Origin of the sequence: Acinetobacter sp. WCHA55, from assembly GCF_002165305.2 — a bacterium.
GTDB lineage: Bacteria > Pseudomonadota > Gammaproteobacteria > Pseudomonadales > Moraxellaceae > Acinetobacter.
This window is the reverse complement of record NZ_CP032286.1, coordinates 2,590,898-2,612,248: the sequence shown is the minus strand read 5'-3', so window position 1 is coordinate 2,612,248 and position 21,351 is coordinate 2,590,898. Positions and strand designations below refer to the sequence as shown.

Annotated in this window: 21 protein-coding genes; 15 read left to right on the top strand and 6 right to left on the bottom strand. The window is 40.0% G+C overall.

Going from position 1 to position 21,351, the window contains the following annotated elements:
- The first annotated feature begins 11 nt into the window (after positions 1-11).
- The 7 genes from mdcG to CDG62_RS15340 all read left to right on the top strand — a co-directional run bounded on the left by mdcG (position 12) and on the right by CDG62_RS15340 (position 7,650).
- On the top strand, positions 12-692 hold the full coding sequence (mdcG, locus tag CDG62_RS15370) for a malonate decarboxylase holo-[acyl-carrier-protein] synthase (RefSeq protein ID WP_087528175.1): 681 nt from the start codon (positions 12-14) through the stop codon (positions 690-692).
- Complete coding sequence (mdcB, locus tag CDG62_RS15365) at positions 670-1,548, top strand: triphosphoribosyl-dephospho-CoA synthase MdcB (protein WP_087528174.1); 879 nt, start codon at positions 670-672, stop codon at positions 1,546-1,548. The genes mdcG and mdcB overlap by 23 nt, the downstream gene beginning before the upstream one ends.
- The gene (locus tag CDG62_RS15360; RefSeq protein WP_087528173.1) at positions 1,526-2,449 is read left to right on the top strand and encodes an acyltransferase domain-containing protein; all 924 of its coding nucleotides are present in this window, start codon (positions 1,526-1,528) and stop codon (positions 2,447-2,449) included. The genes mdcB and CDG62_RS15360 overlap by 23 nt, the downstream gene beginning before the upstream one ends.
- A gap of 586 nt (positions 2,450-3,035) precedes the next feature.
- Positions 3,036-3,512 carry a spore coat U domain-containing protein gene (locus tag CDG62_RS15355; protein WP_087528172.1) on the top strand — a complete coding sequence of 159 codons (477 nt, stop codon included), beginning with the start codon at positions 3,036-3,038 and terminating at the stop codon, positions 3,510-3,512.
- Between the two features lie 44 nt (positions 3,513-3,556).
- A complete protein-coding gene (locus tag CDG62_RS15350) occupies positions 3,557-4,306 on the top strand; it encodes a molecular chaperone (protein WP_087528171.1) in 750 nt (249 codons plus the stop codon).
- A 6-nt stretch (positions 4,307-4,312) separates the two neighbouring features.
- Positions 4,313-6,682, top strand: a complete 2,370-nt coding sequence (locus tag CDG62_RS15345) for a fimbria/pilus outer membrane usher protein (protein WP_087528170.1) — start codon at positions 4,313-4,315, stop codon at positions 6,680-6,682.
- Positions 6,673-7,650, top strand: a complete 978-nt coding sequence (locus tag CDG62_RS15340; protein WP_087528169.1) for a spore coat U domain-containing protein — start codon at positions 6,673-6,675, stop codon at positions 7,648-7,650. The genes CDG62_RS15345 and CDG62_RS15340 overlap by 10 nt, the downstream gene beginning before the upstream one ends.
- A 23-nt stretch (positions 7,651-7,673) precedes the next feature.
- Here CDG62_RS15340 and CDG62_RS15335 read toward each other — a convergent pair whose 3' ends face one another.
- Positions 7,674-8,144, bottom strand: coding sequence for a spore coat U domain-containing protein (locus CDG62_RS15335; protein WP_087528168.1), 471 nt, complete (start codon positions 8,142-8,144; stop codon positions 7,674-7,676).
- 295 nt (positions 8,145-8,439) lie between these two features.
- Here CDG62_RS15335 and CDG62_RS15330 point away from each other — a divergent pair, with 295 nt between their 5' ends.
- Entirely contained in the window at positions 8,440-10,326 is a 1,887-nt protein-coding gene (locus tag CDG62_RS15330) for a bifunctional metallophosphatase/5'-nucleotidase (RefSeq protein WP_416232146.1), read from the top strand.
- 131 nt (positions 10,327-10,457) lie between these two features.
- Here the strand turns inward: CDG62_RS15330 and CDG62_RS15325 are convergent, their stop codons facing one another.
- Together CDG62_RS15325 and CDG62_RS15320 are read right to left on the bottom strand one after the other, a co-directional pair.
- Positions 10,458-10,793 carry a gamma-glutamylcyclotransferase family protein gene (locus tag CDG62_RS15325; protein ID WP_087528166.1) on the bottom strand — a complete coding sequence of 112 codons (336 nt, stop codon included), beginning with the start codon at positions 10,791-10,793 and terminating at the stop codon, positions 10,458-10,460.
- Between the two features lie 13 nt (positions 10,794-10,806).
- Positions 10,807-12,060, bottom strand: coding sequence for an MFS transporter (locus CDG62_RS15320; RefSeq protein WP_087528165.1), 1,254 nt, complete (start codon positions 12,058-12,060; stop codon positions 10,807-10,809).
- 97 nt (positions 12,061-12,157) lie between these two features.
- Here CDG62_RS15320 and CDG62_RS15315 point away from each other — a divergent pair, with 97 nt between their 5' ends.
- Complete coding sequence (locus CDG62_RS15315; protein ID WP_087528164.1) at positions 12,158-13,069, top strand: LysR family transcriptional regulator; 912 nt, start codon at positions 12,158-12,160, stop codon at positions 13,067-13,069.
- Between the two features lie 154 nt (positions 13,070-13,223).
- Here the strand turns inward: CDG62_RS15315 and rarD are convergent, their stop codons facing one another.
- Positions 13,224-14,129, bottom strand: a complete 906-nt coding sequence (rarD, locus tag CDG62_RS15310) for an EamA family transporter RarD (protein WP_087528163.1) — start codon at positions 14,127-14,129, stop codon at positions 13,224-13,226.
- Between the two features lie 108 nt (positions 14,130-14,237).
- Here rarD and CDG62_RS15305 point away from each other — a divergent pair, with 108 nt between their 5' ends.
- From CDG62_RS15305 to CDG62_RS15280, 6 genes are all read left to right on the top strand, one after another.
- The gene (locus tag CDG62_RS15305; RefSeq protein ID WP_087528197.1) at positions 14,238-14,699 is read left to right on the top strand and encodes an Lrp/AsnC family transcriptional regulator; all 462 of its coding nucleotides are present in this window, start codon (positions 14,238-14,240) and stop codon (positions 14,697-14,699) included.
- 296 nt (positions 14,700-14,995) lie between these two features.
- On the top strand, positions 14,996-15,817 hold the full coding sequence (locus CDG62_RS15300; RefSeq protein WP_087528162.1) for a hypothetical protein: 822 nt from the start codon (positions 14,996-14,998) through the stop codon (positions 15,815-15,817).
- 68 nt (positions 15,818-15,885) lie between these two features.
- Positions 15,886-17,538, top strand: coding sequence for a nitrite/sulfite reductase (locus CDG62_RS15295; RefSeq protein ID WP_087528161.1), 1,653 nt, complete (start codon positions 15,886-15,888; stop codon positions 17,536-17,538).
- The gene (locus tag CDG62_RS15290) at positions 17,538-17,957 is read left to right on the top strand and encodes a CidA/LrgA family protein (protein WP_087528196.1); all 420 of its coding nucleotides are present in this window, start codon (positions 17,538-17,540) and stop codon (positions 17,955-17,957) included. Before CDG62_RS15295 ends, CDG62_RS15290 begins: the two co-directional genes overlap by 1 nt.
- Positions 17,950-18,660 (top strand): LrgB family protein, encoded by a 711-nt coding sequence (locus tag CDG62_RS15285; protein ID WP_087528160.1) that lies wholly within the window; start codon positions 17,950-17,952, stop codon positions 18,658-18,660. Before CDG62_RS15290 ends, CDG62_RS15285 begins: the two co-directional genes overlap by 8 nt.
- 20 nt (positions 18,661-18,680) lie before the next feature.
- Positions 18,681-19,607 carry a hypothetical protein gene (locus CDG62_RS15280; protein ID WP_087528159.1) on the top strand — a complete coding sequence of 309 codons (927 nt, stop codon included), beginning with the start codon at positions 18,681-18,683 and terminating at the stop codon, positions 19,605-19,607.
- Positions 19,608-19,739: 132 nt separating this feature from the next.
- Here the strand turns inward: CDG62_RS15280 and CDG62_RS15275 are convergent, their stop codons facing one another.
- Both CDG62_RS15275 and CDG62_RS15270 read right to left on the bottom strand, forming a co-directional pair.
- Entirely contained in the window at positions 19,740-21,146 is a 1,407-nt protein-coding gene (locus tag CDG62_RS15275) for a PLP-dependent aminotransferase family protein (RefSeq protein WP_087528158.1), read from the bottom strand.
- A 78-nt stretch (positions 21,147-21,224) separates the two neighbouring features.
- Positions 21,225-21,347, bottom strand: a complete 123-nt coding sequence (locus tag CDG62_RS15270) for a hypothetical protein (protein ID WP_004694789.1) — start codon at positions 21,345-21,347, stop codon at positions 21,225-21,227.
- Positions 21,348-21,351 lie beyond the last annotated feature (4 nt).

Here is a 21,351-nt window from a genome sequence, read left to right as displayed (position 1 = left end):
GGAGATTGCACATGGATCGTCATGACTTAGCGTATTTGCATCCCGCAGCAGAACTACATTTTTTGGATAGTACCTTACCTGAACCTGCTAAACAGAAAGTGTATCAGTTGTTGCAACAGTCAGTGCCGATGACCATTTGTCGGCAGGACAGTATAGATGCAAGTCAAGTTAAGCTGGCGATCAATTGCTTGGTCGAGGGTATTAAATATCGTGTGGCGTGCTTGGTGGATGCTGATGAAATTCAATTAACCACGCGACCACTGTCTTTACATACCTTGTTAAAAGAATCTGGGCAAACCCATCAAGAACCTTCGCTTAGCAGTTTTGCGGAAGCTTTATTAGCACTGAACTGTGAAGTGTATGTCTACGGCTCTTATGCCTATCAATATCTGACCAAAGAAGCTTATATTCGTGCGAGTTCTGATCTGGATTTGGTTTTATATCCACAGGATAATTCAAGACTTGCCGACATTTTACAACTTATACAGAAGACGCGGCTTTTGAGCCAAATTCCTCTAGATGGAGAAATTCAAATCCATCCTGAATGGCATGTGTCATTTAATGAATTGCTGATGATTTACCCTGATGTTCAGCAGAGCATTATTGCTAAGGGAATTCAGCGTGTGGATATGCTGAAATTAGAACAACTCTTAGAATGGAATCTAGAAGATGCAAACTGTACAGAAGCATGACCATTTATTATTAGATATTTCGCAACATGCGATGCGCTTAGATTTACTTGCACGGACTGCACTGTATGAAGAAGTCAGTTTGGCTCATAAACCTGGCTTAGTTTGTCCAACTTCACAGGGTAGCCATCAAGATATGGATTTTAGCTTGTTTGAGCGCAGCATCCAGTCACTCACTCATTATTTTCAAGAACAATGTTTAAATGGTTACCATGAAGTCAGTTTTGAAGGCATTCGACAATGCGGTATTCAAGCTGAACAAGACATGATGATTGCGACAAATCAGATTAATACCCATAAAGGCGCAATTTTCAATTTGGGTTTTGCTAGTGCCGCAGTGGGTAAATGTTTAGCCGCAGATGAACCTATACATGCTGATGCTGTTAGTAGAATGTTAAAGCGCACTTGGCAGGATGATTTGCTGCACCATTTAGAACGTAATCCAAATAGTCATGGTCAGCGTATGCGGAGTCAATATGGCATTACGGGGGCAATCGAAGAGGTGGCTTCTGGGTTTAGAACGGTCATGGATATTGCACTTCCGTATTATTTAAGCATTTATGAAAAAACAGCCGATCAGAGTCAAGCCACGATTCAAACCTTGTTTGCTTTAATGGCTCATTTGCAAGATACCAATATTGTTTGGCGTGGTGGTTTATCCGCTTTATATATTGTGCAGGATATGGCTAAGCAATTCCTGGCACGTGGTGGCGTATTGCAATCAAACTGGGTTGAAGATGTACAGAAAATCGATGATTATTTTATCCAACACCGACTTAGTCCAGGTGGTAGTGCAGACTTACTCGGCGTGACCTTGTTTTTGTTAAAGGTGGAACATGAATTTCGCAATCGTATTTAGTGGACAGGGCTTACAGAATTTATCCCATGTTCAGCAATTAAAAGACTTGGCTATCGAATTAAATGTCCGTGATCACCTGCAACAACATTTACCCAAATTATTTGATCCCAATCTTGCTGAGGCAGATTTATATCCAAATGCCTTTGCTCAGCCTTTTATTTTTGCGCTGCAATGGTGTCGATGGCAAAAGTTAAAACACAAGCTGGATGAAGTTATCAGTTTTTCGGGTTATTCGCTTGGTGAGCTCAGTGCATTAATTTGTTCTAGTGAAACTAGTTTTGAGCAGGGCTTATATTTGGCACAGCAGCGTGCCCTGTTGATGTCAGGTGCTACACAAGTCCCAAGCGGGTTAGTGGCAGTTCAGGGAATCAATTGGAAAACACTTGAACCTGTTCTAAATTCAACGGCTACCTCACTTTCAATCAAAATTAATGACAGTAGTTTTATTGTTGGCGGTGATGATGAAAATTTGCAACAACTCGCATTACAACTTGAACAGTTGGGCGTACGTTCAGCCAAACGACTCAATGTCACCATTCCATCACACACATGCTTAATGAATAACGCTGTAGCACCGTATCAGCAAGTATTACATCAACAGACCTTCAATCGTTTACGTATTCCAATCATTAGCGGCTCTGGTGGACATAAATATTATCAATCCAGCGAAGCGGTTGAAGCACTGATTGAACAAATGAATCATGCCATAGATTGGGATTCCTGCTTAACTGCCATTCAAGAAAATCAACCGGATCTGGTTTTAGAAATTGGTCCAGGTACTGCATTAAGCAAAATGTTATTGGAACGACATCCACGTTGTACGGTCAGAGCAGTAGATGATTTTAAAACTTGGTCTGGGTTACAGGCATGGTTAGAAAAACAAAGTATTGGATCATCCTGAAACGAATACGATATGAGATGAAATTTATTCAGTGCTTTTTCGTTTTAAATCACATTCAGTCGTACTGAAGATCGCTCAATGTCCACATCACTTCTTCAGTATGTAGATAAACGGAATGACACATGAAGAGCCGTGTTCCCTTATCCGCTTTTTATCCTGATTAAATTAGCTTGAATCTACGACGAATGGTTGGTTTAGAGGGGCAATCGATCATTGATAGCAATCATGTTTATCGAGTTTTAAAACCCAGTATGTTGCTGACTTTTTTATTCGACATATCATCATTTATTTTTAATTTTTAAGCGATTACCTCACTCGTTTATGGAATTTTAGAACAAAATTGTGCTTCAAAATCTATAATCTTCTACTATGCTTATTGTTTCACTATTATATAAATAAAAAAAGATGAAAATAACAAAAAATGCCAAAAAATAAATAAAATTATTGAAAATTTTAAAAAATGCGATATATTTCACACTTACTTTTTATATGTGTGAACCTCTATATAAAAAAGTATCTATAAAAAGCAATGTTATTCATGGCGATTGCTTTTTGATTATCTAATTTAATAGTTTTAGGTCGTTATATGAAAAATTTTCTTACTACTGCATTATTGGCTTCCGCTGGTTTAATTTTAGCTGGACAGGCAAATGCGGCTACCACATCAAAAACGGCAACTGCTGACTTTAAAGTGAAAATTGAAGTGCTTTCTACTTGTGCAATCAATGCCACTGATATTGATTTTGGTAGTGTAAACAGTGCTGTGGCTGCAAATGATAAAACAGGTACATTAAATGTTACTTGTACAAGCCAAACACCATACAAAGTGGGTTTAGCAGGCAGTGGGAAAATGACACATGAGACAGATACTTCATCTAGCATCGCATATCAGTTATTCCAAAATGCGAGTGACAAAAGCCAGTGGGATAATAATAGTAATCTATACTCTGGTGTAGGTTCAGGTAGCGTACAGGCTATTCCTGTTGTTGCAAAAGTATCTGGTTCAACAAATGTTCGAGCAGGTAAATATATCGACACGGTAACCGCTACAGTAACGTATTAATTTTTGCTATCGTAAGGATATTCTTCACGAATAAGGGTATCGGCATGAAAAATACGTCGCGTTGGTCAAATGTACTGCGTAAGTGTAGCTTAGGTATATTGGCAACGAGTATTTTTATGACACAGGCGCATGCTGCCAGTTTGCAGGTTGCGCCTATTTTATTGGAATTTTCGCCTCAAGAAAAAGTCAAAGAACTTTGGTTAACCAATACTGGGGATGAAGCCATCCAAGGTCAAGTTCGGGTAAATGCTTGGACGCAAACCAATAATCAAGATATTTTAACCCCGTCTAAAGATCTGATCGCAAGCCCAATGGTATTGACGATTCCCGCAGGCCAAAGACAGTTGGTTCGTCTTATTCGTAGTACTGCAAGCAATAACTCATCTGAGCAAGCTTATCGTTTGATTGTTGATGAGCTACCGAACCCTCAAGCAGAAAAGCAAAGTGGTCTTCAGTTGTTGCTGAAATATTCAATTCCTGTATTTTTTAAGGCCTCAAGCGCTGATGTCATTCAACAAGGTGTAACCTCGCTCAATGGCATGACATTTAAATACAATGCGAACAAATTAACGGTTACTAATCTGTCTCCGCACTATAAACGTTTTAGCCAGTTTGCCTATGTTGATGCGCAGGGGCAAAAAACACCCATCCAAAAAGGACTCATGGGTTATGTGCTGAGTGGTCAAAGTATGCAATGGCCTATTCCTGCTACGATAAATGTCAAACCTAATGGAAAATTTGTAGCAGTTGTAAATATGGATGTTCGGGAACAAGAACTTCCTATATCTCCTTGATATTGTATGTCTTTAGGAGTTTCTTCATTTAACGTTCGAGTCGGTCGTTTACTCTGTGCAGGGCTAATTATTGTTATTGCTCCTCACGTTTTTGCAGAGTCGGACTCCCCAGAGCAAGCAAGTGAAATCCAGCAAGACTTATACTTGGATGTCGAACTTAATCAGTCTGTTCAGCCACAAATTGGTCATTTCCTGCAACGAGGTCAACAGCTTTATATAGACCGTGCATCTTTAGATAGTTTTGCCATTCATGCGGATGCTCCGCAAATGCTCATTGATCAAGCGACTTATATTGCACTTGATCAAATTAATGGGTTGAGCTATCAGTATGATGATTTGAATCAGAAAATATCAATACAAGTACCCGTTGAGTTGTTAAGCGGACAAAACCAATATGGTTATCAAGCTTTACCTGCCGCCAGTATTAACCCATTACAAGAAAAAAAGGGGTTGTTACTTAACTACACGGCCTTTGCCCAACAAAATGATGATGTTTTTTCATTTAATGGTTGGAATGAGCTACGCTATTTTGGCTTATTTAATGGCGTTTTAAGTCTGTCAGGAAATTATCAGTATCGAGATCATGTCGCGACTGATGGTCAAATACTTGATACGTATTGGGAAAAAGATTTTCCAAATCAATTACTTCGATTGCGTTTAGGTGATGCTCAAAGTGATGCGCTTACATGGACACGTTCAACGCGTTTGAGCGGTTTGAGCATATCTAAAAACTTTGCATTACAGCCTTATACGGTAACCACGCCCTTAATGAGTTTTAAGGGGCAGGTGACTTTGCCCTCTCAAATTGATCTGATTATTAATGGGATCAAGCAATCTTCACAAAATGTGGTACCGGGGCAATTTGATATCCAAACCATCCCGAGTATTACGGGGGCTGGAAATGCCCAGATGGTCATTACCGACATCAATGGTCAGCAACAAGTTCAAAGTTTTTCTTTGTATCGTGCCAATCATTTATTGGCACAGGGACTAAATGATTGGTCTTTGAACTTGGGTTATCCTAAGCTTAATTATGGTCTATCTTCTTTTGATTATGCGAATGATCCCGCTTTTAGTGGAAATTATCGTTATGGGCTAAGCAATACTTTCACAGTTGAAACGCATGCCGAGCTTACAGAACAATTGCAACAAGCAGGTTTAGGAACAGTTTATCAATTAGGCAAGCGCGCAGGGCAAATCAATGTTTCCTATGCTTATAGCCATACATCCGAGCAACAAGGTCAATTGTTGGGTTTTGGCTATAGCTGGAACTCCGCATTGCTCAGTCTAAACTATAATGGCCTACGTCAGTTCGGACAGTTTAATGATATTGCAAGCTTAAACGATGCAACATTTGCAAGCCAGTCCGATCAATTTTATATGGGACTAAATACTAAATTTGGACAATTTGGCGGTAGCTATATTCAGCAGGAATACATAGATCAAGCGAGTAATCGTTTTGTCTTGCTCAACTGGTCTTATATTTTACCGCGACGAATGAACTTGAGTTTGAGTTATAGCCGTGACTTGTTAAATAAAGAGAATAGTTATTATCTATCTTTAAATTTACCATGGGCAAAGCGTAATTCTGCGACACTTACCGCTCAGCGTAGCAATGACCAAAACCAAATGAGTCTGAATGTTTTACATTCTGTGGATCAAGACCAAGGTGGTTTAGGTTGGCAAGCTTTAGCCAACCATACTGAGCAATATTCACAATTTCAGGGGCAGTTGGATTATTTAGGACGTTATGGTTTGGCACAATTTAATGTGCAACATACCGAATCTGATCAACAAAATAATACCAGTGCTTATGCTTCTGTGAGTGGTGGGTTGGTGATTTTAAAAGATACAGTATTAGCTAAACGTCTGGGCAATGGTTCATTTGCAGTTGTTTCAACAGATCAAGTTGCAGATGTACCTGTACGTTTAGAAAATCGTTTAATTGGTAAAACAAATCGGAAAGGTTATTTACTGCTTGATTATTTAAATCCATATCAGCATAACAGTGTGGCTGTAGATACTTTGGATTTACCGATCAATTTAAAAATTGAAACGACCCAGCAAGATGCAGTTCCTCGGCAGTCGAGTGGGGTATTTATTCGGTTCCCGATGTATCAGGTCAAATCAGTACAACTTCAAGTGGTCGATTTGCAAGGAAATAACCTTTCGGTAGGAACTTCTGTCTGGCAAGAAAAACCAAATGAGCAACTTCAACCGACGACTATTGTGGCGCATGATGGTATGGTGTATTTGGATAATGTAAAAAATAATACCCTATATATAGGTGATCAGCTCAAGCAGTGCAGAGTAAAGTTGCCAGATCTTGAAACTTTAAATGGTTATAGTGATTTGGGGCAAATCGTATGTCAGTAAACTACAGTCACTGGTTTAAAATGAACTATTCTAGCCAGTATTTGGCTTGTATTGGCTTGTTGCTCCTTAGTTGTGGGTTGATCTATTCGCCTGCGCATGCAGAAAGCTGCTGGATTGGGGGGGCAACTCTCAGTTTAGGTACTACAAATGCTCAAGGTTCTTCTACTGCTTCAACGGACGTCACGGTTAGCTGTAACTCTAATTGGAGTCAGCCGGTCACATATAAAATGTGTTTAGCAATTGATAGTACATCTCCTTCGGGGAATGATCCTCGTAGTATGATTAGCTATAATCCTGAAACACTGCTCAATTATCATTTGTACTATGATGCTGCGCGAACGTACAAAATTCCAGGTTCAGACCGTAAAAGTCAGGCGCAGTGCCAGACTTTTCAAGTCGAGGCTGGGCAGGCGAATGCAAGTACTCAAATTAAAATATATGGACAAGTGCTCGCTGGGCAAGTGGTTCCTGCGAGAAGTTACACCACAAATAGTGTAAATCTGAAACTTTATTCTGCTTTTCGTTATGGTTCTGCAATACCCAGCAATGAAGAGGTTTTTGCAAATTCAAATACAGGAAATAATAACCTCATCGTTAACTCCAATTATGAAAATAGTTGTTTAATCCAATCGGCTACGGATATTGACTTTGGAGCTGTTGAGCAATTAAACACCCCATTATTTGGTTCAGGACTTATCCGTTTGGCTTGTCCAACAGGAACCAGTATGCAAGTTAGTTTGGATAATGGCGTAAATGCGCAAGGAAGCCAAAGACGAATGAGAAATGCAGTGGGAAGTTATATTCAGTACAATTTATATAAAGATGTTAGTCGTTCACAAATATGGCAGGCGAATGTTTTTTATCCTGTAGATAACCAGAGTGTTCCTGTGTATGCAGCTGTTCCAGCTCAAACGATCACAAGTGTTGGACAATACTCCGACACAATCACAGTCACTTTAACTTACTAAGTTGCTCATTATTCCTTTTAAGCTTAATAGGTAATGGTTGCGGTCACTTTGTCACTATATTGTCCTGCAGGGACATTAGCATTGGGAACTTTTCCCCAAATGATAATATTTTGCGTTTGCCCAGTACCTTGTTGAGACAAACGATTGTCTGCAATGTTGCCCCATTCTTTACTCATGGCAGCATCTTGGTATAGCTGATAAGGAATTTGTATAGAAATATCATTACTATGCGTTAAACTGCCATTGCTGTTTAACGCAATGTTATAGGGTGTTCCATTGGTACAATAAACATTTAAACTTCCTGTCGCTTGCACATTCTGTGCATTACGAGTCACTGTTCCAAAATCAATATCCGAAGTACTGCCTGTTCCAATATCGCAAATTTCTGTAACTTGCATTTTAACTTGAAATTGTGAGGATTGACGATCACTCATGGTATACGCTGAAACAGAAATGACGGCGAGAATTGCGAAAGAATATTTGAAAAGTTTCATGGTGTACTGTCTCCACGAGACTACAATGATTATCAATAGTTATGTGACTAATATAGGGAAATATAGCGTTGATTACTATAATTTATATTACATAATAATGCAGAAACTGAATTACATTTAATCGTTTGGTAAAACCATGTTGGTATAAGTGATAGAAAAATTGTTTAAATATCATAACAATGTAAATAATATTAAGAATATTTCACCAGTGTCACGAATTTTAAACGGTGCCCTTGCATGATGGTTGTTTAATAAATAAGCATTGGGGACAACCGTGATTCTTCGAAATAGAGCCATTAAGCTGTTAAGTTTGAGTGGTGGTTTTTTATTGTGTAGCAGCGTACTTGTTGGATGTAATGACGACGATAATAAAAACAATACTGCACCTGACGTGCAGAATAAAGCACTCGAAGTCAATCTTCTCCACATTAATGATAGCCACTCACACTTAGATGAGGAGACGGTAAAATTAATGTTAGAAACTTCGGCAGGAAAGCGAGAGGAAATCCAAGTCTCGAATGGTGGTTTTGCACGAGTCACAGCATTGATGAATGATTTGGCGAGTCGTGAGAAAAATGCAATCAAAATTCACGCAGGAGATGCCATAACGGGGGATCTGTATTTTACCTTGAAAGAAGGTGAGGCAGAGGCAGACCTTATGAATACGGTATGTTTCGATACGATGACCTTGGGCAACCATGAATTTGATAATACAGATGCTGGTCTACAAAAGTTTATGGGTTTTTTAAACGATAAAGGCAGTTGTAAGACTAAAACTCAGATACTCAGTGCCAATGTCGAGTTTGGGCCAAGTTCACCGTTGTATCGAACAGATTTGGTGAAGCCGTATACCATTATAGAAAAAGAAGGGCAAAAAATTGCATTGATTGGCCTTACCATTGCCAATAAGACCAAAAATGCATCACGCCCAAATACAGATACAGTATTTAAAGATGAAGTGACTACTGCACAGAAATATATTGATGAACTAAAACAGCAAGGCATCAATAAAATTATTGTACAGTCGCATTTGGGTTATGGGGCGGAAAAAGAACTGGCTACACAGTTATCTGGAGTTGATGTGATTGTGGGCGGAGATTCGCATACTTTATTGGCCGATGCAAAATTGAAGAACTATGGCATCACCCCTGAGGGTGATTATCCAACTTTATTGAAAAATAAAGAGGGTGATCAAGTTTGCGTAGTACAAGCATGGCAATATGCGTATGTGGTGGGGCAGTTAAAAGTCAACTTTGACGCCAATGGTAAAGTTGATGCTTGTACAGGTAAGGCGAATGTATTGATTGGTGATGACTTTAAACGTACTGCAAAAGATGCAGTCCTACTGAATACAACTGAAATCGCGCATATTAGGCAAGATGTTGAAAATAGCAATGCTTTACAAATTGTACAGCCTGATGCGACGGCTTTAAGTATTTTAGAACCGTATAAAGTGGCTAAAAATTTATTAGGCAAAGAAATTGTAGCAAGAGCTGAAAGCAATCTTTGCTTACGTCGTGTTCCAGGCACCACTAGAGATGCCTCACGTTCAAGTCTAGGAGATATTTGCAATAAAGCTGATTTCACCAATCAACATGGTGGAGATGTGCAACAATTGGTGGCAGAAGCCTTTTTACAACAAGGCAAAAAGTATTTTAATGCGGATATTTCGATTCAAAACGGTGGCGGGGTCAGAGTCGATGTACCACAAGGCGATATCACGGTTGAGAAAATTTATACGGTCTTGCCTTTTAAAAATACATTGGTGCAATTACAAGCCACAGGGCAGGAAATTAAATCAACTTTAGAAGACGCGATTGATGCCGTGGTTTTGAACAACACTGGCAGTTATCCTTATACAGGGGGCTTAACGTGGGATGTCGATTTAACCCAAACCAAAGGCCAACGGGTATCGAATTTACAAGTGCGAAATGCTGATGGGCAGTATTTGCCTTTAAATGTAAACCAAACCTATCAAGTGATTACCATTAATTTCCTTGCCGATGGTCAAGACTTTTATACCAGTTTAAAAGGTATTACGGGTGATCGTCGGATTGATGTGGGTTTAGATTATGCTGAAGCTTTCTTACAGTATGTCGAAAACATGCCAGGTACGAAAGGACAAAAGGTGTTAACACGTTTACCTGTTGAGCACTACAGTACACAATATTATAAAGAGTAAAACTGGTTTAATGTCTCAAAGTCAGTCAGTATGTAACTGACTTTGAGACCATTCAAACATCAGCTTAAATGAGCAATCATCCATATTCGATTTCATTTAATTTTTGAGACTTCGCTACATAAAAATACGACTTATACGTGCTGATTTAGTGCATAGACATAGGCCTGTTGTATTTGCCCATTCTCTAAAGTGACCTCAGTTAAAACACGCTGATATTCACTGCCTTCGAACTCATCCAAGCTGTTCCACAGGCTATCTAATTGTTCTGAACTAAAAATATATCCATCAATAGTTTGCCCATCTGGACTCAGTGTCAGGCCAGGAAAGCCAAGTTCTGCACCCCAACCAGCTTCTTTAAGCCATCCTTTCACAGCGCCTTTGCTCCATGTACCGCCAATCGCTTCTAAAATATGGGCATTGGGTTTATTGGGCGCTAGGGTACCGTAGACAAATAAGTGTTGTTGCATGAGGTCGAAATTCCTAAGGTGTTGGGGTGGATGAATGGAGTGGTTTTATTGAAAAAATAACGATGAGTGCAATTAGGATCAGAAAAATATTTAAGATAACGATGCCATTCCAGCCATGGCTTTGCCAAATATTTCCGCCATAGGCACCTATAATGCTTGAACCTAAGTAATAAAAAAGCAGATACAAGGAGGTGGCGTGGCCTTTATTGGATGTTGCGAGTTCGCCTACGCGACTGCTGGCAATGGCATGGGCAATGAAAAAGCCAGTGGTCACACAGCCAATACCAAGAATAATCAGAAATAAAGATGCAGAAAGGGTGAGTAGCACACCTAAAAGCATGCATGAAAAGCCCAAAATCATCACCTGCTTTTTGCCTACTCGGTCTGCGATATTGCCTGCGATAGATGAGGAAATAATACCCAAACTATAAGATAAAAAGATGAGGCTGATCTGCGTTTGGCTTAAATGATAGGGTGCTGCAAACAGTCTAAAGGTCACATAATTAAACAAAGTGACAAAGATACTGGTGAGCAAAAAACCGATGACATAAATTTTTAACAGCCGTGTATGACTTAAGTGTGCATACCATGCATGTAGATGGAATTTAAAAGAGAGACCTTGCTGGGCAGTGAAATTTCGCGAATTAGGTAAGAGTTTCAAAAAACCTAATGCACAGAACAGACAGATGCCGCCGAGAATCGCCATGGAGATACGCCATGAGAAAAACTCGGTCAAAATACCCATGCCAACACGTCCCATCATGCCGCCAAATGCTGTGCCTGCAATATATAGCCCCATGGTTTTAGCTAAATCTTTTGGGCTAATTTCTTCTGCAATCCAAGCCATAGCAACAGCAGGAACTCCACCCAAAACAAAACCTTCTAAGCTTCTTGAAAGCATGAGTACATGCCAACTCGGTGAAACTGCGCACACGACATTCAGTATTGAAGCCAAAAGCATCGAGAAAAACATCAGCCCTTTTCTGCCCAATGTTTGCGAAAAAGCACTGGATAGTACGATCGACATGGCTAAAAAGCCCGTGGTTAAAGACAATGCAAGCGCACTTGCACTGGGCGCAATATGGAAACTTTGACTTAAATTGGGTAGCAAGGGCTGTACGCAATAGATTAGTGAAAAGCTAGCAAAGCCTAATAGAAACAATGCTATACCCGCTTTTTTATATTCCCGTGTACCTATGCTAATGGTCTGCGGAATCTGCTGAAGAGGGGTAGACCAATCTGCTTCTAGTGAAGAGCTCAGTTTCATGACTTAACTGACTTAATATGGAGAAGAGCTTTTATTTTAAGAAGTGCATGTGTATATGTATAATATATATAACTCAATAATGGTATAGCTTTTATATATGGAGCTGCGCAATATTCAGTACTTCATTGCTATCGCAGAAGAGCAAAGTTTCTCTAAAGCAGCCTTGCGTCTTGGTATAAGTCAGCCACCGTTGAGTATGCAGATTAAAAAGTTGGAAAATGAAATCGGCGTTGAACTTTTTTATCGCTACTCTCATGGTGTTGCATTGACACCAGCAGGGGAAACTTTTCTTAAAATGGTCTTGCCCGTTCAGAACCAGCTAAAAAATGCAGTCAAATTGACCCAAAGTACGGCAAATGGTGAATGGGGAGAACTAAGGCTCGGCTTTACAGGCACTTCAATTTTAAATTCTTTAATTCCGACCGCCATCCAAGCATTTCAGCAGCAATATCCGCAGGTGAATTTGGTGTTAAAAGAAGCCAATTCTTTGATTTTAATTGAAAGTTTACTGAATAATGAATTAGATATTGCGATTGTTCGGCCACCTGCACAGTACCCGAAAGCTATTACGATTCGTAACTTGATTGATGAAAAGTTGATTGCTGCTTTGCCTTTACATTATCCCGCAGATGAGGAGATGGTGGATTTTGCAGAATTTGCACATGAAAGTTTTATTGTTTCTCCTCCTGAGGTGAGTGCTGGGCTGTATGCTGCGATTTTAAATACTTGCCAACAGCATGGTTTTACCCCAAAAGTTGGACAGCAAGCGCCTCAGATTGTTTCAATTTTATCGTTGGTTGCGGCGAACTTAGGCATTTCTTTGGTGCCTGAGTCCACCCAACAGCTCAAAATTGAAGGGATTAAATATAAATATCTAAAAAATAAAACTGCAACCATTGGACTCGGTATTGCGTTTAAAGCAGATCTACATAGCCAACCTGCAGTCAACTTTTCCAGCTTATTGAATAGTATTGTGAGACAACATCACCATTTAAATGCTTCACTTTGATTTCATGTATCTCGCTTGAGTCTGAGTTGTCAGTACATCATCCATCGAGTTAAAAGTATTTTATATAAAGGTGATCAGTTCAATTTAGTTGTAGTCCCATTGTCCTCTAAACAGCTAAATTAAAGCCGTTTAGGACAACAATGGAATAAATGATTTAGGCCATTAACTTACGGTTTCGTTTTAACTGCTGTAACCCTTCTAACATAAGCACACATACTGCGAGCCAAATGGCGATATAGGTTGGCCATTCTGCCAAAGTAATGCTTTCTCCTAAGGCGATTGAAACGGCCACTAACAATACGGGTTCGACATAAACCAACAGTCCAAACAGACTTAAGTTTAAATGCGGGGCAGACAAGGACTGAAATGCCAAAGCCAGTGCACTGATTAATCCAAGTCCTGAAATGAGCCACAGTGTGTGCGAACTTTCAGATAGGCTTTCTGTGACGATAGAACCGTGCATAATAAAGTATAGACAGACAGGAACGCTCAGCATCATGTCAAACCAAAGTCCGCCTATATTATTCGTCTCCGTTTTTTGTCTGAGCCAAAAATAGATCGGATAACCCAAGCAAATCAGCAGAGTGGGCCAAGTCAGGGTTTGAGAAATGGCTAAGAGGTTCAATATCCCCAGCACTGCAAAAACACAGGACAGTTGTTGAAAACGAGACATTCGTTCTTTAAACGCAATCCGACCCACAATCACCATGCTAATTGGCATCATAAAATAACCGAGTGAAACATCTAGTCCATAGCCATGACTGGGTGCCCACATAAACAGCCACAACTGAATCCCAATTAAAAACGAAGATAACACGCGCGTTAAAAAGAAAAAGCGCTCTTGGTAGAAACGGCGATAAATCACAATCACCTGAGACCAATTGCCTTTCAGCCATATAAAAAGTGTCAGGCAGGGAATGCTCAATACAATGCGCCAGCCGTAAATTTCTGTGCCTGACAAAGAGCCCAATAGTGAAGTATAGGCAAACATTAATGCAAATAGCACGGAGGCCGTGACATTTAAACTAATACCAAGTGTTGTATTGGGATACTGAGGCATAAAAGGGTCTTAAAACGCATGAATAAGTGATATTTTATTGCAGTCTTATTGATAAATTGGCTTATATTATTTAGCCTAAATGAGAAATTTTCTCGTGGAATGCGCTTGATGCAATTGGATAAATTTGACTTCGCTTTATTACAGCATCTGCAAAAAGATTGCCTCACGCCACTACGAGAATTGGCAGACTTAGTGCATTTATCAACAGCCTCAGTACAGCGTCGCATTCAAAAATTAAGAGACAGTGGTTATATTATTGGTAACAATGCAGTACTGGATCCAGATAAATTAGGGCAAGTGATCACGATTTTTGTCGAGGTTCGTGTCAACCAAACCCACGTGACAGACCTTGATGAGTTGAAAACGAATTTTTCAATTCCAGAAGTACAGCAGTGTTATTACGTAACAGGCGAGGCAGATTTTATGCTGGTACTCTTGGTGCCAAGTATGAGCCGGTTTCAAGCCTTATGTGATCAGCTTTTTCATCATAATGCGAATGTGCAATGGTTTAAAACCACCGTTGTGTTAGAACGCATCAAAACAACTTTAGAGGTGTCTTGTCAGCCATAACTTTTATTCTCCTTTCTACATGCCACCTTATATTAAATGGCTAAAAGGTTTGCTTGAAATAGAAAAAGAGAAGAGCTATTTCTGAATTTTATGTGCTCAAAATAACACCATGATGGAATTAGCTTCTATTAATATAGCGAATTTATTTTTCCGATTTTGATGATTTTTTTACCCATAAAACTTGAGAAGGTGGCACGCTGTTATAGTTTTTTTCAAGCCTTACTGTAGCTACTTACTTCCATCAAATTGGATGAAAATTTGTTTCAAGAAAGAATCACAATCTTGATGGTGGCCTAATGTTTGTAACACAGCAACTGAATACAATGTCTGAACTGATTGAAGGACAGGGATTTTCAGAGAAACTACAGCATGTGCTGGCTCAGCAATATCTAAACTTAGAAGCAACATTGCTACGTGCCAAAGTTTTACGTGATTTTGCAAGTTCAAAAGTTCAGTATATTGTGCAGTCCGCTATTCAAGCAGAACAAGCTAGCGCGGCGTTTTTGTTTGCACCTTTTATCTTGGCGAATCTAAATCACCCTGTGATTTATAACAGCCCAGCCACACCATCTGTTCTTAATATCCTCAACCGTTACTATCAAGCTGAGCAAAGACAAAACTTAAAAATAGATGATGTGCTTGAGGCACTGAGTCTTTATTTAGATTTAAGTGATACCAGTTTAGACGATGTCGATTTTTTCTATAGTTCATTGATCAAAGCACTCTGTCGAACCGATGTTTCACAGATTTTCTTGGTGACTGCACTGGCACTCAATACGCAAAAAATAGCGGAACTTGAGCAGTTTTTTAAAGTAAAAATTTACGATATTCGCATCCATCCACAAGATAGCATTATCGACAGTCGTGACTGGAATATGCGTAAATTATTCTTTAAAAACAAAGATGAACAGTATATTGCTTTATGTGAAAAATTTGCCACGCTGAATGCAGAATTATTGTTGAGTTACGGCAGTTATAGCCTACAGCAAGCGACTCAATTGATCGAAGATATGTTCTACGCCGAGCATATTTATGAAAAGTTATCGGTCTATGCCGAGTATATGCAGACCTGTCTGCAACATGGCGTGTCACGCAATCAGGCAACTTTTTTAGCTTAATTGATAGTTTTGATACGCCCTCGAACACTGCTCCTTTTCATCTTTATGCATAGACATAGGTCACTCAGATGTTTTTATATACAGACTTTGATCAAAATTTATTAAATGAACGTGTCGCGCAATTTCGTGATCAAACCCAGCGTTATTTAGCGGGGAAACTGACCGAAGAAGAATACCGCCCATTACGTTTACAAAATGGTTTATATGTTCAGCGTTATGCCCCCATGCTACGTTTGGCAGTGCCTTATGGCTTAATGAACTCCGCACAACTGCGGAAGGTGGCCGAGGTTGCACAGAAGTATGATCGTGGCTATGCACATATTTCAACGCGTCAAAATATTCAACTGAATTGGCCGCAGCTTGAAGATGTGCCTGATATTTTGCAGGAACTTGCTACGGTACACATGCATTCTATTCAGACCAGTGGCAACTGTATTCGAAATACCACCACAGACCAATATGCAGGTGTCGTTGAAGGGGAGCTCACAGATCCGCGCCCGACCTGCGAATTGATTCGCCAATGGAGTACCTTCCATCCTGAGTTTTCATTCCTTCCGCGCAAATTTAAAATTGCGGTTTGTGCACACCCTGAGCAAGACCGTGCTGCTACGACCTTTCATGATGTGGGCGTCTATGTGGTTGAAAATGAAGCAGGGGAGTTGGGCTATCAAATTAAAGTCGGTGGTGGGCTTGGACGTACACCTTTAGCGGGACATGTGATTAAGCCATTTTTAGCCCGTGAAGATTTAATTGCTTATTTAGATGCCATCATGCGTGTCTATAACCTGCATGGCCGCCGTGATAATAAATACAAAGCACGTATTAAAATTTTAGTGAAAGCCCTGACCCCAGCAGGTTTTGCTGAAAAAGTTGAAGCCGAGTTTGCACATACTCAAACACTACTCAAGGTTCAGCCCAGTGTCTTGGCGAAAATGGATGCGGTGTTTCAGCCATTTACCTATGAAGCTTTAGAACAATACGATTTTGAGGCTTTGTTCCAGCAGTATCCGAAGTTTAAACACTGGTTCAATATCAATACCCATGCACATAAAGTCGCGGGCTACCGCATTGTTACGATCAGCTTGAAACGGGCAGGTGTGGCGCCGGGGGATATGACTTCTGATGAAATGCGTTTAATTGCAGATTTGGCTGACCAATATACCTTTGGTGAACTCCGAACCACGCATGAGCAAAATATTGCCTTAACGGATGTGCGACAAAAAGATTTGTTTGCACTGTGGCAAGTCTTGGATCGTGGCAATTTGGCCCGTGCACATATTGGCTTCCTGACCGACATGATTTGCTGTCCGGGTGGCGACTTTTGCTCTTTGGCAAATGCCAAATCTATTCCAGTGTATGAAGCGATTGCTCGCCGTTTTGATGATTTGGATGCTTTATATCATTTAGGTAAAGTTGATTTAAATATTTCAGGCTGTATGAATGCATGTGGGCATCACCATGTTGGCAATATTGGTATTTTGGGTGTCGATAAAAAAGGCACTGAATATTACCAAATTAGCTTAGGGGGTAACTCAGATCATGATGCATCCATTGGTGATATTTTAGGCCCTTCATTTCCCGCAGAAGCTATTCCAGATGTGCTCGAAGAAATTTTAAATACTTATTTGGATTTGCGTTTGGAGCAAGAATCCTTTTTGGAAACTTATAAACGTGTCTCCATTCAGCCATTTAAACAACGGGCTTATGCGGACATCGGATGATGTTGGACGTCCAAACTCAGTTGAAGACGCTAAAAACCGCGAGCTACCAAATCATGGCTATTTTGGCCGTTTGGAGCGGTGCTTATGTCTTGCAAAAGCTGTTGAATCTGCCTGTTGCGTCGGGTGTATTGGGCTTCTTTCTACTGTTGTTCTTACTCGAAATGAAGTGGTTGAAATTAGCCCACATTGAACGCGGTGCAGATTTATTACTGGCTGAACTGTTGCTATTTTTCATTCCGCCTGTGGTCGGTGTGATTCAGTATCAGGATTTATTGATCGCCAGTGGTTGGAAAATTCTACTGGTGATTTTGATCAGTACCGCTTTGGTCATGTTGGTTTCGGTATATACCGTCGCTATGTGCTTAAAGCAAGACGACTCAAAACCAGAACAGACGATGCAGGAAAATCAAGATGACTGAGTTTTGGGGTGTTTTTTACTTGGCTTGGACCGTGCTGTGCTATGTCATGGCAAAGAGGCTCTTTGTTCGAACCCAAAAAATCTATTTGTCCCCGATTATTGTTGTGCCCATCTTGAGCATCGTACTGATTCTAATATTTCAGCACCAGTTCCAAGACTATTACCACTATACCCAGTACTTGGTGGCGATGCTTGGTCCAATTACGGTGGCTTTTGCTATACCTGTTTTTCGTTATCGCCGCATGATTCAGCAACATTTTAAAGTATTGCTGTTCAGTTCTAGCCTCGCCATGTTGGTGGGTATTTTCAGCAGTTGGTTTTTGGCGAGTCTATTGGACTTTGATGACATCGTTAAAAATAGCTTGTTGGCGCGTTCCATTTCGATTCCTTTTGCTTTGGTGCTCACCGAAAAAGTGGGGGGATCCATCAGCCTGATTCCACTCTTTACTGTGATTACAGGTTTGGTTGGTATGTTGTTAGGAGATGTTCTGTTGTTATGGATGCGGTGCAAGAACAGAATTGCTTCGGGTACTGCACTGGGTAATGCTGCACATGCTATGGGTATTGCTCGGGCAAGACAGCGCCATGAATTAGAAGGCGTCATTGCCAGCCTTTCCATGATTATTTCAGGAATAATCATGGTGCTTTTTGCTCCCAGCGTGATCGTACTGACGAGATACATCCTTGGCGCTATAGCGTTTTAAATCAAGATAAGGAACCTTAGATGAATCCGATGTCACAGGCAAAGACAACGTTAAGCTCTCAAAGCTATGTTATGGCTTTTCTCTTTATTTTGCTCATGGTGGTAGCTGCTTATGGACTGAATGATCGTGAAATCATTCTGCCTGAAATGGTAGCGATGGCCGTTGGATTGTGGGTTTATCGAGATAAACAGTGGCTGAATCAGCCAGATAAAATTTTTATTTTACCGAGTCTGACTGCTGTAATCGGGTTCTGTATTAATTTGATGCCGATTTCATATCTGCTCAAACTGGTTTTGGTTCTATGTACCATGTTGCTGGTGATGCGGATGTTTAACTATATATTACCGCCCGCACTGGCCACGGGTTTCTTGCCGATTGTGACCCAAGCTTATGAACTATCGTTTTTGATTTCGATTTTTGCTACCAGTTTTATCTTAATGTTGGGTGTTGTGCTCTTTAAACTGAATCAGGGCATAGTGAGGAAAGGCAATTTTGATCGACGAAAAATAGGTGTGTATGCCAGTATTACTTTACTCGGTTTTGCACTAGCCGCTATTTTTAAGGTTGAAGCGATAGCACTGATTCCACCGATTACAGTGGTCGTGTATGAATCATTAAATATGATGATGTATTCGTTGAAAATGTGCCTTAAGCAGATTGCTGTGTTGACCCTGTCGATTTCCATTGCTGTGCTTATGCAGTTGTGGATTTACGATTGGATACTACTCACCCTAATATACATGCCTTTGATGTTTCTTTTGCTCAAGCTCTTTGATATGCGCATTCCTGCGGTATATGCCTTTCCATTTTTGGTTTTTGTGTTTCCTCAAGACAGCGTGATGGCTTTACCTGTTGCCTCCTGTCTGATGGCGAGTTTTTCACTCGGCTGTGTTTATGTCTATCGCCTCTATTTTCAAAATATAGGGGTTAAGCAATCTTATACCTAGCTTGAGAAGAATGACATGATCAAATCTGATCATGTCATATTATCTCGGGGAGGGTGATATTTGCAGTATGGGAGTGGGTTGCTTCAAATAAAATGATGGCTTCAACCCATCTGGATTTAAACCATTCAATTTTTATTCAAAGGCTTTTGGATAAATACATTGAATCAATGCATCTAAGGCTTTTTGAATACGCTCATTGATTTCAAATGAGCAATTGATCCGAATATGATGTGGGACATTGTCGGTTTGATAAAATAATGAACCGGGTGCAATGCTGATATTTTTCTCTAAGAGCTGCTCATAAATCAAATTACCATTGATCTGCTCGGGCAAGGTAATCCATAGAAAATAGCCCGATGGATAATAATGAATTTGATAATCTTCAGACAAATGTTCAGATAAATAAGTGTAATACTGATTTTTTAGACGTTTTAAGGTGTTACGTAAAGTTTTTAAGTGCTTTTCATAGTGGCGATGTGATAAATAATCGACCAAGGCATTTTGAATAAATGAGTTGACGGAAAGTGTGCTCATCAGTTGTAAATGTTGAATATGCTCCGAAAATTTACCCGCATAGACCCAACCAATTCGAAAACCCGCCCCTAACGTTTTTGAAAAAGAAGAGCAATGTAAAACCAAATTTTTCTGATCAAAGTATTTCATCGATAGTGGCTTTTTATGATCAAAATAAAGCTCTTCATAAACATCGTCTTCAATTAAATAAATATCGCGTTCATGCAGAAGCTTTGCCAGTTGGTATTTAATGTCGTCACTGACCGTAAAACCAATGGGGTTGTGACTGTTGAGCATCAGCAAACAGACTTTAATGGGATAACGCTCAATTGCATCTTTAAAAGCTTCAAGGTCAATACCGTGTTCTTCATGTTCAGGAATACTAATGACTTTCAAACCCAAATGTTCAGCCGCTTGCCAAGCACCATAAAATATTGTTTTTTGAAGTAAAATATAGTCACCCGGTTGGGTCATAGCTTGTAAAGAAAGATTTAAAGCATCCAACCCACCTGAGGTAATCACAATATCGGATGGATCTGTTGGAATTCCTTGCATACAGTAGCGCTGTGCAATCAGTTTCCGCAGTTCAAAGTTCCCGGGGGGTAAACTTGGCATCTGTTCATAACTGAGACGGTGTTTAGCACGTTGTCCCAATGTTTGCATCAGCTTGGCAGAGTAGAGCAGTTGGCTGTTGGGGAAGGCGATGCCAAAGGGAACCATTTGTTCAGATTGGATCGATTTTAAGTATCTGAAAATTTTAGAGTTGATTTCAATTTTTTCGTTGAGAATGACACTATTGGAGTTGCTGTCTGAACGTGCATCACCTGTCACAAAGTAACCAAGTTTTTCTTGGGAATAAATCAGCCCTTGCGCTTCAAGCTCTTGATAAGCATTCATCACCGTCATCAGGCTAAAACCTGATGTCTCAGCTTGTTGACGTAGTGAGGGCAGTTTATCGTTGGCTTTCCAAAAACCACTTTCAATCAAATGTTTCAGGCTGAGTGCAAGTTTTTCTGATTTATACATATGGGTTCGCTGCAATTAAAAGGCACAAGACATGCATTGAAAGTCCCGTGCCTAATTTATAAAAATGCTTGGCTGGCTTTAGTAAGCAAAACTCAGCAACAGCTTAAAGAAACCCGCAATCAGTGCGAGAGAGATAAAGCCAAAGCACCACAATAAAATAAACCATAATCGTGGGCTGAGTCGATCAACAAATTTTTTCATGTCT